The sequence below is a fragment of the Pseudomonas sp. NFACC02 genome (assembly GCF_900110765.1).
Classification (GTDB): domain Bacteria; phylum Pseudomonadota; class Gammaproteobacteria; order Pseudomonadales; family Pseudomonadaceae; genus Aquipseudomonas.
Genome location: NZ_FOEO01000032.1, coordinates 1 through 26,261, shown reverse-complemented (window position 1 = coordinate 26,261; position 26,261 = coordinate 1). Strand labels below are relative to the sequence as shown.

At 58.7% G+C, this 26,261-nt stretch carries 17 protein-coding genes; 6 read left to right on the top strand and 11 right to left on the bottom strand.

The features are described 5' to 3' along the window. Positions 1–85: 85 nt before the first annotated feature. The 5 genes from BMY73_RS21055 to BMY73_RS21035 form a co-directional block, all read right to left on the bottom strand. Positions 86–4,759 carry a SpvB/TcaC N-terminal domain-containing protein gene (locus BMY73_RS21055; RefSeq protein WP_092409476.1) on the bottom strand — a complete coding sequence of 1,558 codons (4,674 nt, stop codon included), beginning with the start codon at positions 4,757–4,759 and terminating at the stop codon, positions 86–88. A gap of 30 nt (positions 4,760–4,789) precedes the next feature. After that, entirely contained in the window at positions 4,790–9,436 is a 4,647-nt protein-coding gene (locus tag BMY73_RS28440) for a Tc toxin subunit A-related protein (RefSeq protein WP_092409474.1), read from the bottom strand. A 76-nt stretch (positions 9,437–9,512) separates the two neighbouring features. Next, a complete protein-coding gene (locus BMY73_RS21045) occupies positions 9,513–13,082 on the bottom strand; it encodes a Tc toxin subunit A (RefSeq protein ID WP_092409472.1) in 3,570 nt (1,189 codons plus the stop codon). Positions 13,083–13,229: 147 nt separating this feature from the next. After that, on the bottom strand, positions 13,230–13,562 hold the full coding sequence (locus BMY73_RS21040) for a ribbon-helix-helix domain-containing protein (RefSeq protein ID WP_062383987.1): 333 nt from the start codon (positions 13,560–13,562) through the stop codon (positions 13,230–13,232). Between the two features lie 16 nt (positions 13,563–13,578). After that, positions 13,579–14,160 carry a DJ-1/PfpI family protein gene (locus BMY73_RS21035; RefSeq protein WP_062383989.1) on the bottom strand — a complete coding sequence of 194 codons (582 nt, stop codon included), beginning with the start codon at positions 14,158–14,160 and terminating at the stop codon, positions 13,579–13,581. 205 nt (positions 14,161–14,365) lie between these two features. On the opposite strand from BMY73_RS21035, the gene BMY73_RS21030 reads away from it, so the two are divergent. Beyond that, entirely contained in the window at positions 14,366–17,263 is a 2,898-nt protein-coding gene (locus BMY73_RS21030) for an RHS repeat-associated core domain-containing protein (RefSeq protein WP_092409470.1), read from the top strand. A gap of 44 nt (positions 17,264–17,307) precedes the next feature. Here BMY73_RS21030 and BMY73_RS21025 read toward each other — a convergent pair whose 3' ends face one another. The 4 genes from BMY73_RS21025 to BMY73_RS21010 form a co-directional block, all read right to left on the bottom strand. Next, positions 17,308–18,465, bottom strand: coding sequence for a phospholipase D-like domain-containing protein (locus BMY73_RS21025; protein WP_092409468.1), 1,158 nt, complete (start codon positions 18,463–18,465; stop codon positions 17,308–17,310). 2 nt (positions 18,466–18,467) lie between these two features. Then, on the bottom strand, positions 18,468–19,049 hold the full coding sequence (locus BMY73_RS21020; RefSeq protein ID WP_062383998.1) for a YceI family protein: 582 nt from the start codon (positions 19,047–19,049) through the stop codon (positions 18,468–18,470). A 72-nt stretch (positions 19,050–19,121) separates the two neighbouring features. After that, on the bottom strand, positions 19,122–19,460 hold the full coding sequence (locus BMY73_RS21015; protein ID WP_092409466.1) for an amidase: 339 nt from the start codon (positions 19,458–19,460) through the stop codon (positions 19,122–19,124). Further along, a complete protein-coding gene (locus BMY73_RS21010; protein WP_092409464.1) occupies positions 19,457–20,545 on the bottom strand; it encodes a serine hydrolase domain-containing protein in 1,089 nt (362 codons plus the stop codon). The genes BMY73_RS21015 and BMY73_RS21010 overlap by 4 nt, the downstream gene beginning before the upstream one ends. Positions 20,546–20,759: 214 nt before the next feature. Between BMY73_RS21010 and olsB the strand changes: the two genes are divergently transcribed. Both olsB and BMY73_RS21000 read left to right on the top strand, forming a co-directional pair. Next, positions 20,760–21,515, top strand: coding sequence for an L-ornithine N(alpha)-acyltransferase (olsB, locus tag BMY73_RS21005; RefSeq protein WP_092409462.1), 756 nt, complete (start codon positions 20,760–20,762; stop codon positions 21,513–21,515). Next, a complete protein-coding gene (locus tag BMY73_RS21000; protein ID WP_092409460.1) occupies positions 21,515–22,306 on the top strand; it encodes a lysophospholipid acyltransferase family protein in 792 nt (263 codons plus the stop codon). Before olsB ends, BMY73_RS21000 begins: the two co-directional genes overlap by 1 nt. Here the strand turns inward: BMY73_RS21000 and BMY73_RS20995 are convergent. Next, complete coding sequence (locus BMY73_RS20995; RefSeq protein ID WP_092409458.1) at positions 22,264–22,863, bottom strand: acyl carrier protein phosphodiesterase; 600 nt, start codon at positions 22,861–22,863, stop codon at positions 22,264–22,266. The two genes, BMY73_RS21000 and BMY73_RS20995, sit on opposite strands and share 43 nt — an antisense overlap. 279 nt (positions 22,864–23,142) lie before the next feature. On the opposite strand from BMY73_RS20995, the gene BMY73_RS20990 reads away from it, so the two are divergent. From BMY73_RS20990 to BMY73_RS20980, 3 genes are all read left to right on the top strand, one after another. Continuing rightward, entirely contained in the window at positions 23,143–23,445 is a 303-nt protein-coding gene (locus BMY73_RS20990) for an ArsR/SmtB family transcription factor (protein WP_062384015.1), read from the top strand. Between the two features lie 40 nt (positions 23,446–23,485). Beyond that, complete coding sequence (locus tag BMY73_RS20985; protein WP_062384019.1) at positions 23,486–24,652, top strand: MFS transporter; 1,167 nt, start codon at positions 23,486–23,488, stop codon at positions 24,650–24,652. A gap of 61 nt (positions 24,653–24,713) precedes the next feature. Beyond that, positions 24,714–25,763, top strand: a complete 1,050-nt coding sequence (locus BMY73_RS20980; protein WP_062384022.1) for an alkene reductase — start codon at positions 24,714–24,716, stop codon at positions 25,761–25,763. A gap of 293 nt (positions 25,764–26,056) precedes the next feature. Here the strand turns inward: BMY73_RS20980 and BMY73_RS28435 are convergent. Next, the coding region (locus tag BMY73_RS28435) for a hypothetical protein (protein WP_218190165.1) at positions 26,057–26,261 on the bottom strand (205 nt) is incomplete at its 5' end.

Genomic DNA, 26,261 nt, shown 5'->3' with positions numbered 1-26,261 from the left:
TTTTTCATTCCAAATGTTGAAGCAGACTCACCGTCGTGCGGATCCCGGCACGCGAGTTCACTCAACAACAGGATCAACTTGCACCTTAAAACCCGAACGGGTTCTTTTTCCTTTTTCCGGCCTGCGAGCCATCGTCCAGCAAAGGTAACCCGGCTGCTACTCGCCTGGCGTTTACTTCTTCGGCAGTGTCGTTCTCATCTTCACTGATGGTGTACCAGGTCAGGTACGTCGTGCGGCGCAGCCAGCCTTTGGCCGTCCAGGTTTCAGTGGGCCGTCCGAGCGGGTCGTAGAACTGTTTGTCGTGGTACCTGAGCGCGCGTACCGAGCGATCGTCGACATACTCGTGGGTGTTGGTGAAGTAAGGACGATAGATGCGGATGGGCAGTCCTTTGTTGTTGTATTCGACACTTTCACTGACCCGCCAGCGGTCCTCGGCATCCACTTCAAGCAAACCGCCCAGCCATGCACCGATCGCCTCTTCAAGACGTTCTGTCTTGCTACGCGGCTCGACCCAGGCGCGTTCGGATGGGTCCACGACGTTGGCTTGAATCGCTTGCACGCGTTTCACCACTGACCAGAACCCTTGCAGCGACATCATCTTGACGATGAGTCGGGCGTTGAATCCCCTCCATCCCAGGCCCGTCTCCGACAACCACTGGTCAACCACGTGATCAGCCTCATCGCTGCCGACCTTGCGCAGGGGCAGCACAATGTCACTGAAACCGTCGATCGACATCAGGCTCACGACAGCCTCGGTTGTCACCTCAGGCAACTGGCTGGCTACATCCCTCAAGCGCCCCTCCACCACTTCGTACGCCGTACCGCTCTCGACTTTCTGCCGGGTTTGCAGGACACGCCCGAAACCGTCCACCGAGGTCAGTACCATCCGCTGCTGACGATCGGGGTCATCCGGGTAGCGATCCCACTGCATAGCGATGCTGTGTACCGGCTGTGCATGATCCTGCCAACTGAAGGCATCGTAGTAATGGGCGGTGGCGTAGTTCGCGGCAACGGTTGTGGTGATGGCTTCGGTCGGCGTCAGCGGCGCCACGGTGACCTCGGCCAACGGGTCGAACCCTACCGCTTCACCCAGCTCCGTGCCGTAGAAGCTGGTCATTCTCAACACGCCAAAGCCGTCGTAGAGCGCCTCCTGCGTGTTCTGGTTGGGATCGACCACCTGACGCGGTTGCAGGCAGTGATAGTCATAGGACGCCGAGGTCGTGCAACCGTCCGGCGCCGTGACCGACGTCACCATCAGGTTGTAGGGGTCGTAGGCGACCGTGCTCAGGCCATGACTGCTGGTGGGTCTGAATGCCTCGACTCGGTAGAAGTCATCCGCATTGGCGTAGGTGTTGAACCCGCGCCTGACCGACCACAGGTTCAGCGGCGGGTCGGCCGGCAGGAAGCTGGTCATGCGCTGGTAACCCACCTCGACCAGCCTGGCGAGCAGTTGCTCGGGTGTCATGGAAAAAGGCGGCTCATACAGACGATCGTAAGCCGTTAAGGCATGGTCGTCCAGCTCAGCGATTTCCACGGCATCCGGGAGGGCTTCGAAGGTGCCCTCGCCGTCCCCCGCATTGACGTAGCGCTGCCTGGCGAGCGACACCAACGTCCGTGGCAGGGCTGAGAACCAGCCAGCCGGATCACTCAATTGCTCGTAGCTGATCCTTTCAAGGCCGATCGCGCTGGCCTCTACCATCATCGCGTTGGTCCGGCTCAAGTAAGGCAATCCCAGCCGCCAGGTCTGCGCTGCCTCCAGATGAATGGCCTCGGCTTTGGCCTCGCTGAGGTAGTAGCGCTGCTGAGCCTCATCATGAGCCGCTTGCCACCAACGTTGCTGGTGTTCGTCGTCAAAGGGTGGCGTATCGGCGGAGGTCTTGCGCCGCGCGTAATTCACGCTCACGCCATGGGTCAACACACCGTAGGCATCCCATGTCAGGTTGATCGCGTGCTGACACATGGGATCATCCGCCTGCCCTTCGTATTGATACGCGATTGACTCCAGCACCTGCGGCATCATCCGTGCGTACGGCTGATGGGGGCCTGCCGCTTCGAGCCGACGGACGAGATAGCGTGACGCTTGCACTGAATAAGGCACCGCATGCGGGATCTCTCCGTCAAGGCCAAACACTTCGACCCGCCGCACAGACCCCGAGAGCACACGGGCCATCTCTCGCTGATCAACCTCGTCGGCGTTCTCGATGACGTGATCGCGCCCGCTCACATAGGTCGTCAACAGATCAGCGCCCAAATCGACCGCCCCCTGATCGCAGGCATTGAAGTCGAGGTGCAACGAGGTGGCCTGGCAGCCGGTGTGAAACCAGGTTTTGCTCAAAACGGGTGCGGTAAAACCTTCGGGCTCATCGCCCTGGATTTCGGTGTCGGTTTGCAGCACCAGACCGAACCCGCGAAACTCCCGTTCATGTCCATCGTAATAACCGTGGCGATAACGCATGCGCTGCGTCAGCAGATTGCCCGTCACCTCATCCAGCTGCGTTTGCCAAACAACCACGTGCAACGGAAAAGGCAATAGCGACACGGCCGGCAGGCCCGCATCGAGTAACTCTGCTTTTTCATCCAGCCACTCCTGGGCCGAACTGCGATAACCCACCGAGGCTATGGCGCCCATATGGTTATTGGTCTCGTCCAGCAGGTAGGGTTTGACCGGCGAAAAATCGAACCGCCAGTGAGCAGGCTTCATGTGTGGCACGGTCAAGACCAGGCTTGAACATCCCAACCCGTTGAGATCGGCCAGGCTGACCTGACAGAAACGGTCATAGCGCACGCCGTCTGGCCATGTTTTGAGCACCGGCGTGGCAAACCCGTTACCCGACTGGTTCATGAAAACCCTGAAGCCATCGGGCTCCAGATAGAGCAGGTCAGCGGCGCCGGAGCCGTCCAGATCGGCCAGTCGGATGCGGCTTGCATCAAACTCGCCGTAGCTGAACGGCAGCGAGGCGAAACGCTTACCTTCGCCGAACCGCCCTCTGCCCAGGTTCGGCCAGAACCTGACCTCGTCATGGCGTATACGCACCAGGTGTTGCTGACCTGTGCCCAGGATGTCGGTGAACGCGACCAGCTCGGACGGGCTGTCGCTCAACAGCGGCAGTCGATCACCGTCTGCATCGTGGGCAATCTCGCTGGCAGGTGCAAAGCCACCCGCCCTCCGGCTGGCATACAGGCGCACGCTTCGCGGGCCGATGAGGGCCAGATCAGCCAGGCCATCACCCACCAGATCGGCCAGTTGACCTTGTGGATGAAAAAACTCTGCGGGAAACGCAGCGAACGGCGCGAACGTCGACCACGTGCGATCAGGATTGAGGGTAAAAAAACCGGCCATGCCAGGCTGCGCCATGATCCAGTCGAGTCGACCGTCGCCGGTGAGGTCGGCCAACGACTGCCGAACACCGGTCCGTGAGTCGGCCACCGGAATCGTCGGCAACAACTGCCAAGGCCCGTATAGCACAGCATCTTCGCCCTTGTCGGTGTCCCTCAGCGGTTCGCGGTACAACCAGCCCCGGTCGTCGTGGTAGAGCATGCCGGGTAATCCTTCACCGTACAGGTCCACCAGTTGATAACGCTGGCCGTCATCCAGGCCCGGCATGGCATCGAACACGGTGAACCGACCGCCCGTGCTGGTGAAATCCTGATAATGGAAGTCAACGGGCGGACGGTATTCCACGGGCTGCGTCATGGACGGGCTGCAACCGAAGCTCTGCACTGAGCTCAACACCTTGTATCGCTGTTCCAGGTCGAGGTAGTTCAACGTGAGCCCTGCGACGAGCACAGGCATTGTGCCCAGCTCATCGGGGACGTAATGAAACATCAGCACCTTGTGCACAAAACGCAGATTGCCCAGCTCAAAGCCGTAGGCGAATGAAGAGTGAGCATCGGCACGCACCTCCCACGGTACGTCCTCCTCATAGCCCGGTCCCTCTTCTCTATCGCGGCGCTCGCCATAATCGAACAGCAGATCGAAGTGCCACTGCAGCGACGGCAACTGATCGGGCTGCCACAGGTACAAATGTGCATGCGCCTTGAAGTTGCCGTAGCGCACACGCCACAGGTAACACTGCGCGATGAAGTCCCGGGGATGGTCAGCAGGCAGGCCATCGTTATCCTCGGCTTTGTACTCGTAGAGGATGTGCTCGCCGTGGGCGTTCATGGTTTCCTCCAGTAACCATTCGGCCACGTGGTTCGAATCCGCTGGATCGGTACTGCGCGAACCGGGATTGCGCCCATAAAAAGCGAGACTGCCGTCCGCCCCGTGAACCAGCCAGAAGCCCGGATCCGCCTCATCCTGGCGCCAATGTTCAATGCGTTCGAACGCACCTTCGACACTGGCGAAATAGCGGATCACCTGATAGCTCGCATCGAGCGTCAAGCCGTTGTACGCACTGACAGTGGTGTACTGGATGACACCCTGCGCATCGCGCTCGGGCAGCCAGATCTCACCGCCCGGGCCGAGGATTACGTCATCGTCGGTGTAAAGCGGCACGCCTTTGCTCGCGCGCCTGGCCACGCAACCCAGATTCAGATTCCAACCCAGCCCGAACAAACCGTTACCTACCGAGCTCTGGTAATTGAGCATCAACGGAGGCGCGTAACCCCGACCCGCAGTAATCGGCAGCGGTATTTCCAGGGACGCCGCCCCTGTCGTTCCGACAGCGCCCCAGCCTTTGCCAATGCTTTGAATCGCGCCTCCCCCCTTGGGCAACAAAGGCGCGGCGATACCGACGCTTTGCTCTTGATCAGCCATGATCGGTGCTCCCTGCTGTGTAGCGATCCCTCAGATTTTTTTGCCGCGAGGCTTTTTGGCGACGGGCACCGTGCGACTCAACGGACTGCCGCCGCTTCTGGCCGTGTAGCGGATGTGAACGATGATGTCGGTGATCGAGTCGAGCATGTCCCGCTGCGACTCGGGGTTAGGAAAGGCCAATGTCCAGCGGGAGACGACGCCCGTGCCTTCGAACGGCAGGTAGCGCTCGTCATCGAAGTTGAAGACGAACAACCCGTCGTCGTCCACGCCGGTCGAAACGGCAATCTGCTGGCTGGCTCGCAGGTTTTCGCGGGGCGCGACCTCGGCGCCAGCCGTGAGGTGTACGGCGTTGTAGGTTTGCGTCAGCACCGCCCGGATGTCCTGATAGGGGCCGACCGTCACTGGCAGCGACACGCTGATGCGCTTGATCCGGCGCAGGTAGTGACCGGGATAGTCGTCATCAAGCATGGTCCGGGTGATTTCGAACTCGACGACGCCCTCTTCTTCGAGCCTTTTGACGACCTCATCCCAGCCTTTGTTAAGCGTAGGCTCTTCATCCGTCGAGGCCGGCAACTGCCTGACCGACACGGTCTTGACGATCTCCAGCAGGCGCTCATTGCGCATCAGGTAAGCAGCGTTCATTTTCAACAAGTCCAGCTTCAGCGACTCGCCGGCCATCAAGCCACGGTAGGTGTCATTCCATGCCGAGGGACGAATGAAACGGGTACTGAAATCGGCACGCTCGAACTGCCAGCACGCTTCGGCGGCCAGGCACAACGACAACGTGGCGTCATAAGCCTGGTAGTAAAAGCTCGACAATTGCCCCGTGATCCACTGGTAGAGCTGGGATTGCGTGAAGCGACGGGACAGAAACTCGTAGTTGATCCGCGCCTGTTCATAGGCGATTTTGGCCTGACGCAACTGAATGGCGGTCAGGCGGACCTGCTCATCGAACACTTTGAGCTGGGCGTCGATCTGCTCGGATTCGAGTCGGGCCTGATCGCGGCTGTGCTCCCACTCCTCTTGCCGACGGCGGTACATTTCCGAGCGCTCAAGTATTTCCGAGGTGAGGGTCGCTACCTCCGCGGCTGAGTCCCCAAACGTGGCCGCCATCTGGGCTGGCACCCGCAGCGCTTTGAAATCGCCGTTGGAAAAACCAACGATGAATTCTGCCGCCTGCGCGCCTGCCGCAAGGCCTCTGCTGATCGCCGTCACCCCTTCCAGCGCACGTGCCAGTGAATGGCTTGCAGACGCAGCCCTTTCACCCGCGCTGACACCCTCATCGGCGAGTTGATGGTAATAAACCGCACGCTGATCAACTATTTTCTGACTGGCCAACAGCGCCTGGCGACTTTCAGATTCAAGCTTCTGAGTTTGCTCCTGAAGCTCGATGGCAAATTGCGCGAATTCCCAAGCCTGATGCTGCTGAACCTCCTGCAGTTCATTCATCTCCTTGCGCTCGATCATCGACAGAACGTTACTGCCGAACTGAATCAGCGTCTCCACCGCTGCACTGGCGTGACCGTGCATGACCGCAAACCGGTAATGCCCCACATCCTGACCCAGCAGGCTGCCCAACCCGCCACCCGCGTTTCCATTGGCAAACGCCGCGAGCAGGGCTCTGGGGTCGAGCGGCGCGGCGAACAGCGGCAGGTTCATGGGTTTGCCGTCTAGGGTCAGGTTGTGCCTGAGGTTGTACAACCGTGATTCGGCCACGTCCCAGTGCCTGACCAGCTCAGCATTGAGCGGCACTCGAAAATGCGGATTGTCGACTTCAGCCAGCATCGGATCCACGGCAAAGGTGCTCAGGCACAAGGGCGGCTCGCGGAACCCAATCTGCGCGTAGCCCGGGTTCGCGGCTGCGCTGGCGTGATAGCGCTCATCCTGCTCGATGAGTGTCTGTTCGTACGTACGCAACTCGGTGTTCGTCGCCCCGTGCAACTCGTCCAGCGTGACCGGGGTCCAGTCGTTGATCAGCAGGGTGTCCGGGCGTGGCCCCAACAGATCCAGTACCCGCACGTACCAGAGCTTGGCTTCCGTCAGGCTGTCAGGGGTCAGTTGCCGGTACGCGGCATCCCCGCGATCAAGCAGGTTTTTGATGTAATAGCCGTACGTGGCCTTCTTGTAGATCACCGGATTACTGCTCGCCAGCCCGTCCGGATCAATCGGTCTGCGCATGGCGTAATCGCGCACAGACGCTTCCTCCAGCGGCCGCACGTTCCAGTAATCAGGACGCCCCGTTGGATCGGCTTTACGGCTTGGGTCAAAAATGAAGCCGAGCCACTGATCGGAGCCGTCGAATTGACGCTCGAGATTCAAGCGTTGGGCGACCATCAACGGCAGATGGAAGAACAGCTCCCAGAAGTACAGACCGTTGGCGCCGTGGAAGTCCATGGGGGGCGCCATCTCGGTACCCAGTGGTGGCTCCTTGAGCTGCTGGGTTTCCCAGGAGAGTAAGTTTTCGAGAGCGAGATTGGCTTTGTTTATAAGCTCCCGGGCGAAGAGGGTGTTCATTCGGATGGGTTTGCGTTTGGAGGTGGTGCCTCCGTCGCTGTACTCGATGGTTGAGCCGGTGAAGTCGATGTATTCGGCGATGCCAAAGCCATTTTCCGCGCTTAACAAAATACGAGGAGATTTGTAATGATCAACACTTGGAGGGGCTGCAGCTAATTCAATTTTTACACAATTAAGTGCGCGCCCCACAACCAAACCATCCTCATCTTCAAACTCAACCCCGTAAAGCACATGAAACATTCCCGCTGACGATACGTATCCTGAGTAGGGCAGCCCCGTCTGTGTGTTAATACGAATCTTTATCGAGCGTTTTAGGTCGACTATGACGGAAAGCGGCATTGACCTATCGGCAATATCAATATTGGAATCTGTCAGCTTTTCAGGCTCCGAGGAAAACCCTAGCACCATTCGCAAAGCAGTTCTTTCTAGCACTCTGGAAGAAAGAGTTAGGCAGGTTGCCGCCCCAATGACAGCGACTAAAGAAGAATATGAGGGCCCGTGACGAAAATACTCAAGATTCAGTCTACGCCCTTTAAAAGACGCGCCTTCATGAGCGCTTAACGGGCCAGGATAACCTTCGTAATCCCACAAGAAAAAAGAAGTTTCAACGGGTCTAAAGATATCCCAACACATGTCGAAAGGTCGGTCATCGAGCGAGTCGCCGTTGATGATTTTCTTTATATATGATCGCTCATCCAATTCACACCAATCTTGCTCCGGGCTTCGCGTCAAACAGACCACAAATTCAATATACACAATAAAAGGGCCATGAAAAAACTGGAGCTCAAAATCAAACTTCTCGCCTATAATGGGAACTGGCTTTGTACCCATCGTAAATTCAATCTCACCTCTTGCAGAGTCGTACTTAACGCTCGATAACGTCGAATCATTGACAGCGGACTTGTAACCAAGAAAATCTATAGCACTATCACTTGGCGTCTCATATTTTTCCACCAGACTTACGTTCAGAGCAGCATCAACTTGAAACTGCACCGCATTAGCATTCACCAAAGAAAAAATATCCCTGACAACTTTTATCGGCTCAGTGGGCGGATCATTTTCCAATATCCGCGAATTGAAGTTTTTATCAACCAAGCACATGCGCCAGAAGTCGTACTTCCCCTGATTCCCACTGGCATAAATCGCCAAAAATAAACCTTCCGGAGAGTGCGAGTTATCAAATACCGCGATCGACCCCATGTCATCCTTAAGTTGGGTGGCCTCGACCATTTCCTCGATATACGCGTGAGGCGCACTCCAGCTATCGTCGTACTTTTTATAGGCTGCATTCATCACCAGCTTCACCTTGGGCGCAGCATTCACGACCAGGTTGCCCCCACTTCCTGATGCCTCCGTTTGTTCAACTTCCGAGCGATCCACCCAGGTTACGAACAGTCGGTTATTGAAGTACACCGGGCGTATGGTGTTTTCCAGCGTGTGGGGCGTAATCCCGATATTGGCCTTTTTCCAGTCCGACCACGCACCGGGGTTGGGGTAATCGGATTTTGGCCCGTCCATGCCTGACAGGTAGGCGCGGTCATTCATGTTCACGCTGCGCCAGTAATACTGCTGCTCGGCGCGTGACTTGCCGATGAAGTAGTACGTGCCTGTGCTGAAATCATTGCTGTCGATATAGCCGTTGATGATAGAGAGGTTGGCCACTTCCTCGAAACTGGCCAGATAGGCCTTGACCGCCTCCTGCACCGTATCGACCTCAATCTTGTTCTGGTTGATATCCGTTTCCAACTGTTGGAAGTACCCGGACTTGGCCAGCCGCAGCGTCGGATCGATATACAGCTCGGGGTAGTAAAGCAACTTCTGATTGGCGGCCCAGATCGGGTACTGGCTGCGCTGGTCACGCCACTCGCTCAGTTGATTGGCGTTGAGCACCTGGCTCGAATAACCGGGCTCCATGCCCATCAACACCGCATTGACGTATTGCTGCAGGCTGCTGATGGCCGATGCCACATAGCTGGTGTCAACGCGTTGAGCGACCTGAACATCCAGCAGCAGAAACTCGAACAGATCATTGGCGGTTTTCAACTTGTCGCTGAGGCCCATATCCTGAATCGGCGTGTGATTGGGCACCACTTCGCTCAGGTAATAGCCCACCAGGGCGTCGCGAAAAGATTCGTTGAGTTGACTCTCGATAGCGCTCGACATGACAGCATTCTTCCCTGAAGGATTCTCGGCCACTGGCTCGACTGCTCATCCCTGAACCGTGTGGTGTTGGTGTCTCTCAACGATTCGCGGCCATGGCCGCCTCGCCGACGGCTTGCCAGTCTTCAGGCGGGCTGTCGGGGGACAACTGTGTAGCTTTCATCAGCGCAGCCGCTGACAACCTGCTTTGCTCGCAGGTCGCTTTCACGCGACGCACCCAGTCCACATCCGCCATGGTTCTGGCGACACCGTCCATGAACGCACCGATGACGGCCAATACCTCTCCAGCGGACCACCCGATCAAAAGTGCCAACTCTTGAGCAAAACAGTCTTTGCCCGTCCAGCAGTTCGCATCGCGTAAGTACGCCAGTAATTTCTCTTCGACGAATGGAGCCTGCTTGACCCACTGGCTGTACCGGTCAAGCATGTAGAGCGTGCTCAGCGTCAGAGTGAGATCAAGAACACTGGGTACTAACCAACCTGGGTGGGTCAAAAACGTCAGCAGTGCACTGGCGGATAACCCTAGTGGCTGAACAACACCTGCACAGCGATTGACCCGTTGAATTCTCTCGATGAACGCCTTTGCGGTGCCCGTCACCGGCGGCGAGAGGCTTGCTCCATCTGGGGTCAGATCCATCAACATGCGTAGCATGTAGGCAGCCCCCGAAGTGCCCGCCAGACGCATTACGGCTTCGGTACGGTCCATGGCCAAGCCGGACAGTGACTGAAAAAAACCTTCGAAGAGACGCAGTTGTGCGATACGTCCCTTCGTCACGAATCCGAGCAATTGAGCCTGTACCCGTTCGAATACGACTTGTTGATCAACATCGCCGGAGAACCTGATACCGGTCATGTGCCCGTTTAGTTTGGTTGCAAAGTAAGAGGCTGGATCGCTCAGACTGTCATCGGGTACCGTTGCCAGTAGACCGTTCGCATCGCAAATATCGTCAGTACTCAAGACCCCTTCCCACCAATCGACCGCCACCGCCGGACTGCCTTTGGTTGCGTCGGGAAGGTTGAGGGCATTCATTTGCTCGCGCGTGAGCAAGGCGTCGTCGAGCTCTTTCCTCATCTGATTGACCTGATCAAGCAGTGCCTGCGTTACGGACACCGGATCCGGATCAAGCCCCAACTGAACCCGCAATGTACTGACATCCCGGCCGGTCTCGTTCAGCCAGCTCACGGCCCAGTCCAGTTGCATGAGGATGTCGAGGATATCGGACTGCTCTGTCTCGTCCCCAATGCTACGGACATACCCTGTGACCACCCGCTTCAGATACGCCTCCCCGCCCAGCAGGTCGATCAACGCCCGGCTGTCCCGAAAACTCAATCCGAACAACCGCGCAATGCGCGCCTGCCGGTAGAACGAGGACACGAACGCCTGGGTTCGCTTCAGTTCCACCACCACCGGTTTTCCCTCAGCATCAGGTGGCCCCAGCAGCAGCGCGGTGTCACGCGCCATTTGTCCGAACTCGTCGTCCGTGGCTGCAAGCCCCAGACCTATGCACAGTTGCGCAATGGTTTTCTGGGAGTCGGCGTCCGGTTCAACAGCGCTGAAGGCCTCACCGTCCAGTATCAACGGCGTGTCGAACAACGCCGGGCTGTTGAAGACCTTGTCAAACAGCGGCGTACGATCCCCCGAGGCAAACGCAGTGAGAAAGTGCGTAAACGCCGCAAACTCCTCCGGCCCAATGTCGTAGCGGTGGTTCAGGTGACGATAAACACCCAAGGCCCGCAGGGTGTTGCGGTTCAGTTCCCACGCCAGATTGCTTTCACCCTCCGAATGAATGACCGCCATGATCAACGTATCCAATTCGGCGAAAGGGATGTTCATCCAGCGTTGCAGGCGAATCATGCGTTGCAACCGGTCAAAGCGGTTCAACGACGTATTGGTCAAATAGCTGGTCACGACGCCGCTTGTTGCCTCTCTGTCGACTTCGATGCCCATGGATGCATCACTCAACTGAGTACGCACTGCCGGCAAAGCGCCCACTTCCCAGCCACCGGTGCCATTGACATAGCAAGCGCCATAACTCATGGAATAAGGGAAATGATCGCCCCAATGAGGGGATCGAGAGACATTAGGCGAGAATTTAGGGTAATGGTCGTATATCGAAAGAAGGGCTGACAGTTGTTCTGACGTTACACCGGTTTGCGCCATGAACGTCTTGGCGCTGATCAGAGGGTTAGCTGTGCAGCTAGGAACATCGACACCGTAGTGTTCGAGGAAATAAGCGCGTTGAAGGTCGGTAAGCGGATAGTCGTCTGTCATGTCCTGACGAATACTGAGCGCAAACGAAAGGGCAGCGACCTTGGTCCGTCCGCTTACACCATCGATCGAGTGCTCTGCCTCATAGATGGCTTGAAAATATGCGGAACCTGATTCAGGCAATGTTTTGTCGCTCTCTAGTATGCATAGCGACAGACATTCCTCACCGTATCTGGCAGTCGGGATTGTTTTCCATTGGGTATCGTTATGCTTCACATATGTGCAGGCACCGACTTCAAACTCAGCCCTATCAGCCGTGGCAGCGAATGTTACATGGTTATATCCCGACTGCCCGGCTGAAATAATTGCTGCCGAAGGGTTGATTTTTGTAATGCCCGACTGCGAAAGCAAGACGAAACCCGTGCGCGGCTCCGTCAATTGCCAAGGCGTTAATACATGGGAAGTTGACGCGCGAAAGTCATTCTTGATGTCTTTCAGGCATAAATGAAAGTTCGCAAACAATGACTCAGAAACAACAATCTGTTGCTGCTCTGCACTTAAGCCGCTCAATAGGGTTTGCGCGTTTGACGAAGGAACTGCGGGCAACACAGTGGCACCATACGAAACATTTACCACATCACTATAGACCGGCAAAAGTTGGCTCGCCCGATAACTCAACTCCCCCAACTTCGGTTGTTTTTTCCCCGACAACCCCAACATGATCTGCTGATGGTGAAAGTCATAAGGAAAGATAAACGGATGGCGTTTGTCCTTGAGCACCTCATAAATCGACTTGTCTTTGTCCGGGTGGTCGCCGGCACTGAGGTAATCCTTGATGCCGCTGCTCAGCACTTGATGAACGATGTCGAGCATGGGACGCGGCGTAAACGTGCTTTGCTGATCCAGCACTAAACCCGCTAGGTCGGGTCGGCGGGTATCCAGCAAGATCGCCCCCGTACCGGCGCCTGGCTCGATCTCACGTTTGATGAAGCTGTACAGGGAGTTCAGATAAGCCACAGGGGAATCCACCGCCGCGATGGCCCCGACTTTGCAGAATTGATCCCAGTTTTCCTTGAAGAGATTGGGAAAGCTCGGGCCGACGTCTACCAGCGAGCGGACCCCGGTTCGCGCCGTGGCGAATTGCTTACGTCCTGACGACACTTGATGCTCGCGCCAGGAGCGCGCGATTTGCGCGGCATAACATTGAGCGTTGTCATACGCCAGATCGCCATCGGCGTCGGTGCGCTCGGCCAGCCGACTGACGAAGCTGCTTTTGGACTCCCTGACGATATCGAACACCGAGGTGTAACCAAGCTCGCCCATCGCCGCTGCAAAACTGACCTTGGCGCTTTTGGGTGTTCGCCTGGTTTTCTTTACGCCCCCTGCGTCAGGGTCGCTGAGCAGTTTCGAGATCAGCGATTTTTTATCTGCGTCGGCCATGACAATCCCTCTCCTGGAACCCCGATTAACACCGGACTGATTTCAGGCTAGGAGATTGGCTAACGCTGTATTAGAACGTCTCGCGATAGGGGTTAGCACACGCCGCGATATTGGGGCTTGGCCGGTTTCACTGAGCGCGGGTCACGATTATTTGCCAGCCCACACGCTCTCTGCCCCTGCAGGATTACCCCGTACCAGACTCAAGGGCGTCGCCTGAGCCCGGTGTTGACTGAGGTAGCGCATGCAACTGACGCGCAGGAACGAGGCAAAATTCACCACCTCGCCCCGATAATCCATGACCTCTTCGTAGAGTTTGCTGATGAGTTGGTTGGTGGTCAGACCATCATGGGAAGCGATCTCGGCGAGGATGTCCCAGAACTGATTTTCCAGGCGCAGCGTCGTGACCACGCCGCAAATGCGCAATGAGCGCGAGCGGGACTCGTACAGAATGGGGTCGGCTTTTACGTAAAGTTCGCACATGCATCGTCCCTCCGTTTTAAAGAATGATCTGCGTACCCAACACCTTGAGAAACGCCGCCAGCCAGGCCGGATGCGCGGGCCACGCCGGCCCGGTGACCAGCTTGCCATCGGTGTGCGCCTGATCCATGCCGATCTCGACGTACTCGCCACCTGCGAGCCTGACCTCGGGCGCGCAGGCTGGATAGGCGCTGAGCGACTTGCCTTTGAGCACGCCGGTTTCGGCCAGCAACTGCGGACCGTGACAGACAGCGGCAATCGGCTTGTCATCGCGTGCGAACTCGCGCACCAGTTCCAGCACCTTCTCGTTGAGGCGCAGGTATTCAGGCGAGCGGCCACCAGGCACCAACAATGCGTCGTAGTCCGAGGACTTCACACTGTCGAAATCGAAATTCAGGCCGAAGTTGTGGCCGCGCTTTTCGCTGTAGGTCTGATCGCCCTCGAAATCATGAATGGCCGTGCGAATCACATCGCCCTTCTTCTTACCCGGGCAGACGGCATGCACGGTGTGTCCGACCATTTGCAGCGCCTGAAAAGGCACCATCACTTCGTAATCTTCGACGTAATCGCCGACCAGCATGAGAATTTTCTTGGCAGCCATTTTCGGTCCTCATCAGTAAGTCATGCGTTGTAATGCCGATGAGTATCGGGCCTGCATCGGCGACATGGGTAACAGCCTAGTACTACGGCCCAAAGGTGACTCGCTTACCGGACATATGGGACAGGTGCAGCACCGTTGATCAGGCATCGCCACATCGTCAGTTGGAACCCCTACGCTTAAACCATGCAAGACAAGGACGTCAGCCATGAGCCTCCATACCCACACGCCTCAATTGCTGGTCATCGACCCTCGGGCATTTCTGATCCGCGAGGTCGCTTATTGCCGCTCCGATGCAGGCACCCCTGCGGAAGAACGCGTGGCCCGGCGCATTTGGGACGTGGCGGGGCGGCACGTGGCCGATTGGGACCCACGATTGTGGGCCGAGGCGTCTCGCGCCAATACCTCGGTCATCCGCTCACTCTCGGGCCGCACATTGCTGGAAGACAGCGTCGATGCAGGGTGGAGGCTGAATCTGTCGGGTGCAAACGAACAAACGCAGAAAGGCTGGGATGGACGAGGACGTTACAGCCTGACCGAGTGTGATGAGCTGCTGCGGCCGGTTTCGATCACGCAGCAGACGCCGGATGCGGACGCTACAGTGGTTGAACGACTGACGTACGGCGATGCTTCGGCGCCGTCCAATCAGCGTGGCCGACTGATCCGCCATGATGATCCGGCGGGCACCTGGCGAGCCTCGGCCTTCAGCCTGACGGGCGGCGTGCTGATGGATAACCGCAGATACCTTCTAGACCCGCAGATGCCAGACTGGCCGGCGGAACCGTCAGCGCGCGATGCGTTACTGGAGCCCGGAGAGGGTCACACCACCACCTACTGCTTCAATGCTACGGCGACCCTTATCGGTCAGATCGATGCGCTGGGAAACCAGCAGACGCATCAACTGACCGTTGACGGCCTGTTGTGGGAAACCAGCATTCAGTTGGCCGGTAGCGCGACGCCTCAGACGCTGATAGACGACATTCGCTACAACCCGTTTGGTCAAGTCATCAGCGAATGCCTGGGTAATGGCGTGCGTACAGAAAATATCTACGAGCCTGAAACCGGGCGACTCATCGGGATCAAGGCGCAGACGTCCAACGGCACCGTGCTGCAAAACCTGACGTATGAATATGACCCCGTGGGCAATATCGTCAGGGTCGAAGACTTGGCGACCTCCTCTACTGCCAGAAACATCAACGCCGACCCGGCCAGTCTGTACCGCTATGACAGCCTGTACCAGTTGGTGGAGGCGACCGGTCGTGAGGTGAAAACCGGCTTCAGTCATGGGCCTGCGTTGCCCGACCAGCAGCCGCTGCTGCCCGACCCCAATCAATTGACGAACTACACCCAGACCTACACCTATGACGCCGGCGCCAACCTGCTTCAGATGCGGCATGTCGGCGATCATTCGTTCACCCGCACCATGCAGGTGGCATCCGACAGCAACCGCAGCCTGCCGGAAGGCGAACTCGAGACCGATCTCGAAAACGGCTTCGATGCCAATGGCAATCTTCAGGAGCTCGTACGGGGCCAGCCCCTGCTATGGGACGCGCGCAATCAGCTGCGTCAGGTCACGAACGTGCAGCGCGAGGACGGCTCTCACGACGATGAGCTGTACGTATACGACGGGTATGGGCAACGCTGCCGCAAGATCCGTCGGACACAGACAAACGCTCGAACACTTAATGCTGAAGTACGTTACCTGCCGGGCCTGGAGATTCGCAGCGAACCTGATGGTGAGCTGTTACATGTCGTCTCGGTTCAGGCCGGACACAGCAGCGTCAGGATCCTGCACTGGCACGCAGAGAAGCCTGAGGGTATCGACAACGATCAAGTGCGTTACACCCTTCAGGACCACCTGGGATCGAGCGCACTTGAACTGGATCATCAGAGCGCCCTGATCAGCCAGGAAGGCTATTACCCGTTCGGTGGCACGGCATGGTGGGCAGCGCGCAGTGCGGTGGAGGCGAAGTACAAGACGGTGCGCTATTCAGGCAAGGAACGTGACGTCTCGGGGCTTTATTACTATGGGTTCAGGTATTACGCGCCATGGTTGATGCGTTGGATCAACCCGGACCCATCCGGAAACATAGACGGTTTAAATATTTACCGCTTCGTTAGCAATTCGCCCATCAACAAGCTCGATCCCGATGGCACTACTCAGAAGGACGCTGCAGCAGTGACGAAGGTCCAAAGCTATGTCAGACGGTTCCTTAACCCGGTTAGGGTCAAGACATTAAGGCAAGGCGTTATCAGCGTCACACTCAAAGGAGACAACTCTGTTTTTTCGCGGGCAGGCATGATGTTTGATCGTTCCCCAAAAGCAGCAAGAGAACTCACCTATGTCGCCTTGGACAATCGCTTCAAAGGGAAAGTGTCTGGAGGCGACATATCAATCAAGCTTGGTACAGCAGAGGGTCCCGAGATATCAGCTGCCAGCCATGTGCGACCTAGCGCCTATATAAATGGCAGCTACTTCAATATGGGTAGAAACGCACCCAATCAAAGTTCGCCAGACTTTGCTTCGGTGGGTGAAAATTTGATAGATGGTCAAGCTAAACCATCGATTCCATTGCCCGAACGATATGCTGCGAATTATTCAAGATTGACATTGCATGACGGTTCATTCATCCATGTCGCGCCGCGACTGACGATACAAGGTTTACCTCAGTTCTCGAGAAGGGACAGTCTTAAGGCGCATAATATATACGGTGAAGAAACGTCCCATGTAGGCGCATTAGGCCACGCGAGTGATCCCAACGCACGGTCGGGTATCAGTTTGGCAGAGGATGATCCTGCCGCAAAAACCCGCTTGGCAATAGGGCTTAATCCAGGCAGGGGGACGTTCGCAAATAATAGAACCGACGAACCCGGTTTTACGATGTTTGAATGGACGACCGTGATGAGCCGGCTAGACCACCTCAACACGGCGAACGAGGAAAAATTCCATCCGGCGTCATCATGGAACCTCGATGGAGGAGATTCCTCTACGCTCGGCGTGCTTGATGAGTCCGGTAACCACCTGTTAAGGGTTAACACATTAAGGGTTGGATCACGGGGCATGAAACCCGCCAGACCTATCGGGAATTTTCTGACGTTTTTCTAGCACCTCGGCGGCCCGGAAGCAGCGTCGTGGCAAGCCCAGGAAACTCAACCCCGACGGTCCAGCGCATTGACCACCAACCGATCCACCCACCCCCACAGGCGCTGTTTGACACGGCGCCAGAGGGGGCGGGCTTTCCAGTCTTCCAGGCTCACTTCGTTGCTGACCCGAAAATCCCTTTCGAAGCTCTGCGTCACGGCCAGCGTCAGCGCCGGATCAATGGCCTCGAGATTGGCTTCCAGATTGAAGCGCAGGTTCCAATGATCGAAGTTGCAGGAGCCGATGCTCACCCAGTCGTCCACCAGCACCATCTTCAGGTGCAGGAAACACGGCTGGTACTCGAAGATTTTCACGCCGGCCCGGAGCAGGCGCGGGTAATAGCGGTGACCGGCGTAGCGCACGGAGGGATGGTCGGTGCGCGGGCCGGTGAGCAGCAGGCGCACATCGACGCCTCGGGACGCGGCACGCCTGAGGGCGCGGCGGACTTTCCAGGTCGGCAGAAAGTAAGGCGTGGCCAGCCAGATACGTGTCCTGCTGGTGTTCAGCGAGCGAATCAGTGACTGCAGAATGTCGCGGTGCTGGCGTGAGTCGGCATAGGCGACGCGGCCGAATCCACTGCCGCTGACGGGGGCTTTGGGCAGACGCGGCAGACCGAAGTTTTCCGCGGGGCGCCATGCGCGGCGTCGGGGGTTGGCGTGAAACTGGCGGTCAAACAGCGCTTGCCAGTCGAGCACCAGCGGGCCGCGAATCTCGACCATCACTTCGTGCCATTCGCTGGTGTCCTGATCGGGCCGCCAGAACTCGTCCGTCACGCCCGTCCCGCCTACCACCGCCAGCGCCTTGTCGACCAGCAGCAGCTTGCGATGATCGCGGTAGAAATTGCGTATCCCGCGACGCCAGTGGACGCGGTTGTAAAAGCGCAGAATCACCCCCGCCTCGGTCAAGCGCGTGCGCAGGCTCAGGGTGAACGCCAGAGAACCGAAGTCGTCGAACAGGCACCGCACGATCACGCCACGCTTGGCGGCATCGACCAGCGCTTGCACCACGGCCTCGGCGCACGCGCCCGCTTCCACCAGATACAGTTCGAGTTCGACTTGCTGCTGCGCGCCGTCGATGGCGGCAATCATGCGCGGGAAAAAGGCAGGGCCGTCGATGAGCAGGTTGAACCGGTTGTCGTCACGCCACGGAAAAATCGCGCCTCTCATGATCAGCGCGCCGAAAAGATCAGCACGGCACCCACCGGCACCGAGAATCCAATCGCCGACAGATCGGCGACTTTGCGCAACCCTTCCAGGCCCGGCAACAGTCCAAAGTCCTCAGCGTGCAACACCAAAGGTTCCAGCGTCACCACCTGGAAACGCCGGTCATCGAGTCGCGTTGCCAGCAGTTCGGCGTCGTAGCTCTGCGACTGGCCGTGCATCTGCACGTTCAACGGCAGCCGCAACTCCAGCTGCGCGCCGGGCGCCAGCGCATTGATCGGACGCATGTCCAGTTGCGCCGTGATGCGTGCTTCAGGGAATTGCTTTATGTCAAACAACTGCTTGCGCAAGCGCTCGTCGCGCAACGGGATGCCGGTGCTCACGGAGTCCAGTTCGACTTCCAGCTCGGCCACGCCTTTGGGATCGACCTTGCCGTGCAGGTTGAGGAAGCGATGGACTTCGGAGATGTCGGCGTTCTTCGTAGAAATGAACGACAGTCGCGAGGACTCGTTATCCAGATACCAGTTCGCCTGAGCAGGCAGCGCCATCACGGCGAGCGAGGCCAGCAGCAGACGGGTGAGAGAGGGCATGAGAACTCCAGCGGCGCGATTGAGGCAACCTTATCCGGCTGTCAGACCGCTGGCAAACGGGTACGTTCGCCCTTAGGGCGCGGGAGGCAATAATCGACAGCCCTGGCGCGGCCCCTGCCATTGTGCGCGGCTTTCACGGCCCATGCCGGTGGCGGTGACGCGCTTGTCGGCCCGGCTTTCCGTCAATGTGCTCGGCAGCCACTGCTTCACATAGCCCTGACAGTAGTCCACCGGGTTGTTCATCACATAACGGCAGGAACAATATTCCTTCGCGGTGTAGGCGCTGATGATGCTCGGGAACGCCTGCAGCGGGACACGCCAGCTCCAGGTCACGGCGAGTAGAAACAGCAACGTCAGAATCGCGACACTGCTGAACGGGCGACGGCGAATAAAGCCTTTACTTGCCGTCATTGCGAACGCTCCCCGGCCACGGCTTTCAACGCTCGCTTGAGCAACTGGTTATGATCGTAGCTCCCGTCCCGGTCATCGGCGTATCGCACAATCACCAGACCCGCACTGGGGATCACATACAACGCCTGCCCCCAATGCCCCAGGCCTGCAAACGTGTCCGGCGGCGCGTCAGGCCAGGGGCCGGTTGCGTTATCCGCCGTCCTGTTAAGCCACCACTGTCCACCGGGCGCTTCATCTGTGGCCGTTTGGGCGCTGAACGGCGTGAGGTTGAAATCGACCCAGGCCTGCGCCAGCAACCGGCCATCCCACCAACGTCCGCCACGCTGCATGAGCAAGCCGATACGGGCCAGGTCCCGCGCGCTCATGTAGGCATAGGACGAGCCGACAAAGGTGCCCGTGCCATCCGTTTCCCAGACCGCGCTCTTGATGCCCAGTGGGTTGAACACCGCGGTCCACGGGTAATCGGCGTACGCCGTCTCGCCCACCATGCCCCTCAGCGCAGCGGCCAATACCATGCTGTCGCCACTGGAATAGCGATAAGTCGTGCCGGGCGCGCTCGCCACAGGGTGCTCAGCGGTGAAGCGCGCCATGTCACCGCGGCCTCGGGTGTAGAGCATGGCGACGACCGAGGAGTTGAGCGGCGCGTATTCGTAATCCTCTTGCCAGTCCAGGCCCGACGCCCAGTGCAGCAGGTCCTGAATCCTGATGTCGGGATGCACACTGAACGGTGGATAAAAGCGCGCAACCGGGTCATCCAGCTTGAACCGCCCTTCTGAAAAAGCCACGCCCAGTACCGTTGCCAGAATGCTTTTGCTGACCGACCAGGTGAGGTGCGGTGTCTCGGCCCGGGTCACGCCGGCATAGCGTTCGTAGATCACTTCGCCGTTGTGGACGATCAACAGCGCATCGGTGCGGATGCCCTTGCGGGTCTGCTCGTCGCGAGGCGGGAAGGCGTAGGTTTCGAGGTCCTTCAACGCTGGACTGGAGACGAGGGGTCGGACGGACCATTGCGCGTCCGGCCATGTATCGGCGACTGCCGAACCTGCCATCGACAAGACGATAAGTGCTAACAGCCAACGGCTCATGAACTGACCTCATGCTCGGACTCCGCCCATCCTGGCAGGCAATGATGACAGCCCGTGGAATCCCTCTCTGGCGACTGCGCCCCGCCTGTCACGCAACCATCACCAAAGCTTAATGGTGGTGACATCGGCTCTGCCTAGCCTGCATTCGTACAGCAATGCTTCGAATCATTCAGTCGACCGGCCTTGGACCAGGGCTGGCCCACGGAGACGCCTTATGACTCAGATCGCCAGTATTCGAGACACCCGCGTAGACCGCCGCCTGCAGGCCGAGCGCCTGGTCGGACCTCACGCTCTGCAAGAAGCGCAGGCGTTGCGCTTCAGCGTGTTCAGCGGCGAATTCAACGCCAGACTAAAAGGTGCCGAACGGGGTCTGGACATCGACGATTACGACGTTCACTGCATGCACATCGGCGTGCGTGACCTCAGCAGCGGTCGACTTGTCGCCACCACGCGTTTGCTGGACCACAAGGCAGCCAACACCCTGGGCCGCTTCTACAGCGAAGAAGAATTCAGCCTTCATGGCCTGGGCCATCTGCAGGGTCCGATCCTTGAGCTGGGCCGTACCTGCGTCGACCCGGCTTATCGCAACGGCGGGACCATCGCCGTGCTGTGGAGCGAGCTGGCCGAAGTGCTCAACGAAGGCGGCTACAGCTACCTGATGGGCTGCGCCAGCATCCCGATGCAGGACGGTGGCATTCAGGCTCACGCCATCATGCAGCGCTTGCGTGAACGCTATTTGTGCACCGAACACTTGCGCGCCGAGCCGAAGAATCCGCTGCCGACCCTGGCCATTCCGAACAACGTGATCTGCGAAATGCCACCGCTGCTCAAGGCCTACATGCGCCTGGGCGCCAAGATTTGCGGCGAGCCGTGCTGGGATGAAGACTTTCAGGTTGCCGACGTGTTCATCCTGCTCAAACGCGACGAGTTATGCCCGCGCTACGCTCGTCACTTCAAGGCAGCGGTGTGATGAGCTCGCTGCGCAGTCATGCGCGCGTCATCCGCGTGCTGTGGGTCATCGGTCTGGGACTCACCATTGCCGGTACGTTCGCCCTGATGGAACGGGTGCGCGTCGGCCACTCCATGGCCCGCCGTCAGCGCTGGACGAGCTGGTTCATGGCCCGCCTGACGGCCGCGCTGCCGTTCCGCGTCACGGTCAGCGGCACCTTGCCCGTCCAGCCCGCCTTGTGGGTCAGCAACCATGTGTCCTGGACCGATATTCCTCTGCTGGGCATGCTCGCCCCGCTCTCCTTTCTGTCCAAGGCCGAGGTGCGCACCTGGCCGGTGGCCGGTTGGCTGGCACTGAAGGCGGGTACGTTGTTCATTCGTCGCGGCTCGGGCGACAGCAAGCTGATTCAAAAGCAAATGGGTCAGCACTTGCTCGGGAACCATTCGCTGGTGATCTTCCCTGAAGGCACCACCACGGACGGCACCCATTTGCGGACATTCCACGGTCGCCTGCTGTCCAGCGCCATTGAAACCGGGGTTCCTGTGCAACCGGTTGCCATCCGCTATGTGCGCGACGGCAACCCTGATCACATCGCGCCATTCATTGGCGATGACGATTTGCTGTCACACCTGCGCCGCCTGTTCGCCAACGAGGTGAGCGACGTGCACATTCAGTTGCTGGAGCCGATCGCGTCCCAGGGCAAAGAACGCGCGGCACTGGCGTTCGAAGCACAGACCGCGGTCCAGACTGCGTTGTTTGGCCAGGTGGCTCAGCCTGACGAGCTACGAGCGTCAACCGCCAGGGCTGCCTGAGCGAACGCTTGAAGCTGCGGATAAAACTCGCTGAAATCATCGCTTAACGGTCGATAAAGCGCCTGCAGTTCCTGCATGGCGCCGGCCAGTCCCTCGGGGCGAGACAGCCGTCGGGCAATCCCGGCCAACGCATCGCCCACCACGTCGAATTCCCGATACGAACCCAGCCAGTCATGCGCCGCCATGCGCGGCGCGATCACTGCCAGGCGCTCCGGCAATTCAGGCTCGTTCGCCAGCACGCGATACACCCTGTCGGTGAAGGCATCCAGCGGGACGTCCGAATACTGCGACCAGTCCCGCGCCAGACAGTGATCGAAAAACACGTCCAGCACGATGCCGACATAGCGCCGACGCTCGGCCGGAAAGCGCCCCATTGCCCGTTTGGTCACGGGGTGGGCATCGGTGAACGCGTCGATGCGCCGGTGCAGACGGATCGCCTGCTCGATCTCCAGAGGGAAGCGACCCGGTAGCAAGCCTTTGACGAAGTCGCCGTACAGGCTGCCCAGCAATTGTGAAGGCGTCTGACCGCCCAGATGAAGGTGTGCGAGGTAATTCATGAAAACAGTTGCTCGTTTGCAAGTCGCCGCAATGTAGCAGACACCGAAGACTGTAGGAGCGCGCTTGCCCGCGATGGTGACCTGTCAGATATTTTTTCACTGACTGCCCCACCGCAATCGCGGGCAAGCGCGCTCCTACAAAATGGAACGCTCATATCGATATAACCCGATATACCGATTCGATCCATGCTTAGCACCCTTTCATATTTGTATATCGCGATTTACCAATATAAAGTTCGTTCCATCGCGATATAACGCTGCACGCAGATTGAGAACGACATGCCTATCGACCTCGACGAAATAATAAAAGCGCTGGCCCACCCGGTTCGCCGTCAGATCCTGGTCTGGCTGAAGACCCCTCATGCCTGTTTTCCCGATCAGGAACACTCGCTCGAACATGGCGTGTGTGCCGGTCAGATCGATCAACGCGCGGGGCTGTCGCAATCGACCGTTTCCGCTCACCTTGCCACGCTGCAACGTGCTGGCCTGATCACCAGCAAGAAGTACGGGCAGTGGCATTTTTTCAAACGTAATGAAGACGTCATTCAGGCGTTTTTGCGGGAGCTGACCCAGCAGCTTTGAGCTGGCAGCACTCAAACACCGATTTTTCAGGAGACGCACCGTGCCCCTTTCGCTACTCATTCTGGCCCTGAGCGCCTTTGCCATCGGAACGACCGAGTTCGTGATCATGGGCCTGCTGCCCGACGTGGCCACCGACCTGGGCGTCAGCATTCCCGGAGCCGGCTGGCTGGTGACCGGTTACGCGCTGGGCGTTGCCATTGGTGCACCGTTCATGGCCATGGCCACCGCCAGACTGCCGCGCAAAGCAGCACTGGTCACGCTGATGGGGATTTTCATCATCGGCAACCTGCTCTGCGCCGTCGCCGCCGATTACAACATTCTGATGTTTGCCCGCGTGATTACGGCACTGTGCCATGGCGCATTCTTCGGCATCGGTTCGGTCGTTGCGGCCGGTCTGGTTCCGGCCAACCGCCGAGCCTCGGCCGTTGCGCTGATGTTCACCGGCCTGACGCTTGCCAACGTACTGGGCGTGCCCTTGGGCACCGCACTCGGACAACAGGCGGGCTGGCGCTCGACCTTCTTCGCAGTCACCGTGATCGGCGTTATTGCCTTCATCGGCCTGATCCGTTTCCTGCCGGCCAAGCGCGATGAAGAGAAGCTCGACATGCGCGCTGAACTCGGTGCCCTCAAAGGTGCCGGGATCTGGCTGTCGCTGAGCATGACCGCACTGTTTGCCGCCTCCGTGTTCGCCCTGTTCACCTACGTCGCGCCGTTGCTGGGTGAAATCACCGGCGTGTCGCCGCTGGGCGTGACCTGGACCTTGATGCTGATCGGCCTGGGGCTGACCGCCGGCAACATCATTGGCGGCAAGCTGGCTGATCGACGTCTGGCCGCCACGCTGATTGGCGTGTTCATCGCCATGGCCGTGACCTCGACCGTCTTCACCTGGACCAGCGTTGCGCTGATTCCGGCTGAAATCACCCTCTTCCTCTGGGCCACTGCCTGTTTCGCCGCTGTGCCTGCGTTGCAGATCAACGTGGTGACCTTCGGCAAGGACGCACCGAATCTGGTGTCGACGCTGAACATCGGTGCCTTCAACGTCGGCAACGCCTTGGGCGCATGGGTGGGCGGCAGTGTCATTGCCCACGGCTACGGCCTGACCAGCGTGCCCCTCGCTGCTGGCGGCCTGGCAATACTGGCCCTGTTGGTGACCCTGATTAATTTCCGTCAACGCGGCGATGGCGAACTGGCCGCTGCAACGAACTGATTCGTGAACGATTTGAACACTGCGGATTCACCTACTCACTCATGCATTGAGGATATTCCCGATGGCTACAATTTTTGACCCGATCAAGATGGGCGAGCTCGAACTGGCCAACCGTATCATCATGGCGCCGCTGACCCGGTGCCGCGCGGATGAAGGCCGTGTTCCGAACGCGATGATGGCCGAGTATTACGTCCAGCGCGCTTCCGCTGGCCTGATCATCAGCGAGGCGACGTCGGTCACTCCGATGGGCGTCGGTTACCCGGACACTCCCGGTATCTGGTCCAACGATCAGGTTCGCGGCTGGAGCAACATCACCAAGGCCGTGCACGCCGCGGGCGGTAAAATGGTGCTGCAACTGTGGCATGTCGGACGTATTTCCCACCCGACCTACCTGAACGGCGAGACACCCGTTGCCCCGAGCGCGATTCAGCCAAAAGGCCACGTGAGCCTGGTGCGCCCGCTGTCCGATTACGTGACGCCGCGTGCCCTGGAACTGGCTGAGATCGAAGACATCGTCGACGCCTACCGCGTGGGTGCCGAGAACGCCAAGGCCGCGGGTTTCGATGGCGTGGAAATCCATGGCGCCAACGGTTACCTGCTCGATCAGTTCCTGCAAAGCAGCACGAACACGCGCACCGACCGCTACGGCGGCTCGCTGGAAAACCGCGCACGTCTACTGCTGGAAGTGACCGACGCAGCCGTTGAGGTTTGGGGCGCGGGCCGTGTCGGCGTGCACCTGGCGCCTCGCGCTGATAGCCATGACATGGGTGACGACAACCTGGCTGAAACCTTCACCTACGTCGCCCGGGAACTGGGCAAGCGCGGCATCGCGTTCATCTGTGCCCGTGAGCGTGAGCAGGACGACAGTCTGGGCCCACGCCTGAAAGAGGCGTTTGGCGGAGCGTTCATCGCCAACGAAAAATTCACCAAGCAGAGCGCCAATGAATGGCTGGCCAGCGGTAAAGCGGATGCGGTGGCCTTCGGTGTGCCGTTCATCGCGAACCCTGATCTGCCTGCACGCCTGGCCAAGGATGCACCGCTGAACGAGCCGCATCCCGAGACGTTCTATGGGAAAGGGGCTGTGGGGTATATCGATTACCCGACGCTGTAATCAGCGTTCTCTGGCTGGGGCTGGGGCTGGGGCTGGGGCTGGATTGGATTCGGAGTGTATCCGTATCTTGCGGCGGCGCTACTAGAGTCTGGCTAACGCCAGACCTGTTTCGCCTTCGGCGAGTGACTTGAAAAGACACCAAGTCACCAAGTGTCTGGCTCCCGGTTTGGCCCTCCTGCGTCGGGTCCCTTCACTCCGGCGACGCTCCGTGGGCCCGCGCCGAACGGACATCCATGTCCTGACGGCACTCTCGCGGCATCCATGCCGCTCGGCCCACTGCGCATCGCCTGCGTTCAGCCTGCACCCAAGTCGCGATTTGCGGTGTCCGGAATATCGATGTCGAAAAGCAAAATCAAAAGCAGATCCATCAGGCTGACACAGTCCCTGTAGGAGCGTGGCTTGCCCCGCGATCTACCGCGCAGCGGTAGCAAAACCAGGCGACTCGATTCTGCCTGACACCCTGCATGCACAGGTCTTGCTGCCGGTTCCCGGCAGATC

What these genes read in the sequence shown, in the direction of transcription:
- BMY73_RS21020 (WP_062383998.1), bottom strand. Translation starts at nt 19,049, where the DNA reads ATGCCCTCTCTCACCCGTCTGCTGCTGGCCTCGCTCGCCGTGATGGCG.
- BMY73_RS20980 (WP_062384022.1), top strand. Translation starts at nt 24,714, where the DNA reads ATGGCTACAATTTTTGACCCGATCAAGATGGGCGAGCTCGAACTGGCC.
- BMY73_RS21000 (WP_092409460.1), top strand. Translation starts at nt 21,515, where the DNA reads ATGAGCTCGCTGCGCAGTCATGCGCGCGTCATCCGCGTGCTGTGGGTC.
- BMY73_RS21015 (WP_092409466.1), bottom strand. Translation starts at nt 19,460, where the DNA reads ATGACGGCAAGTAAAGGCTTTATTCGCCGTCGCCCGTTCAGCAGTGTC.
- BMY73_RS21055 (WP_092409476.1), bottom strand. Translation starts at nt 4,759, where the DNA reads ATGGCTGATCAAGAGCAAAGCGTCGGTATCGCCGCGCCTTTGTTGCCC.
- BMY73_RS21030 (WP_092409470.1), top strand. Translation starts at nt 14,366, where the DNA reads ATGAGCCTCCATACCCACACGCCTCAATTGCTGGTCATCGACCCTCGG.
- BMY73_RS21040 (WP_062383987.1), bottom strand. Translation starts at nt 13,562, where the DNA reads ATGTGCGAACTTTACGTAAAAGCCGACCCCATTCTGTACGAGTCCCGC.
- BMY73_RS21045 (WP_092409472.1), bottom strand. Translation starts at nt 13,082, where the DNA reads ATGGCCGACGCAGATAAAAAATCGCTGATCTCGAAACTGCTCAGCGAC.
- BMY73_RS21035 (WP_062383989.1), bottom strand. Translation starts at nt 14,160, where the DNA reads ATGGCTGCCAAGAAAATTCTCATGCTGGTCGGCGATTACGTCGAAGAT.
- BMY73_RS21010 (WP_092409464.1), bottom strand. Translation starts at nt 20,545, where the DNA reads ATGAGCCGTTGGCTGTTAGCACTTATCGTCTTGTCGATGGCAGGTTCG.
- olsB (WP_092409462.1), top strand. Translation starts at nt 20,760, where the DNA reads ATGACTCAGATCGCCAGTATTCGAGACACCCGCGTAGACCGCCGCCTG.
- BMY73_RS28440 (WP_092409474.1), bottom strand. Translation starts at nt 9,436, where the DNA reads ATGTCGAGCGCTATCGAGAGTCAACTCAACGAATCTTTTCGCGACGCC.
- BMY73_RS20990 (WP_062384015.1), top strand. Translation starts at nt 23,143, where the DNA reads ATGCCTATCGACCTCGACGAAATAATAAAAGCGCTGGCCCACCCGGTT.
- BMY73_RS20995 (WP_092409458.1), bottom strand. Translation starts at nt 22,863, where the DNA reads ATGAATTACCTCGCACACCTTCATCTGGGCGGTCAGACGCCTTCACAA.
- BMY73_RS21025 (WP_092409468.1), bottom strand. Translation starts at nt 18,465, where the DNA reads ATGAGAGGCGCGATTTTTCCGTGGCGTGACGACAACCGGTTCAACCTG.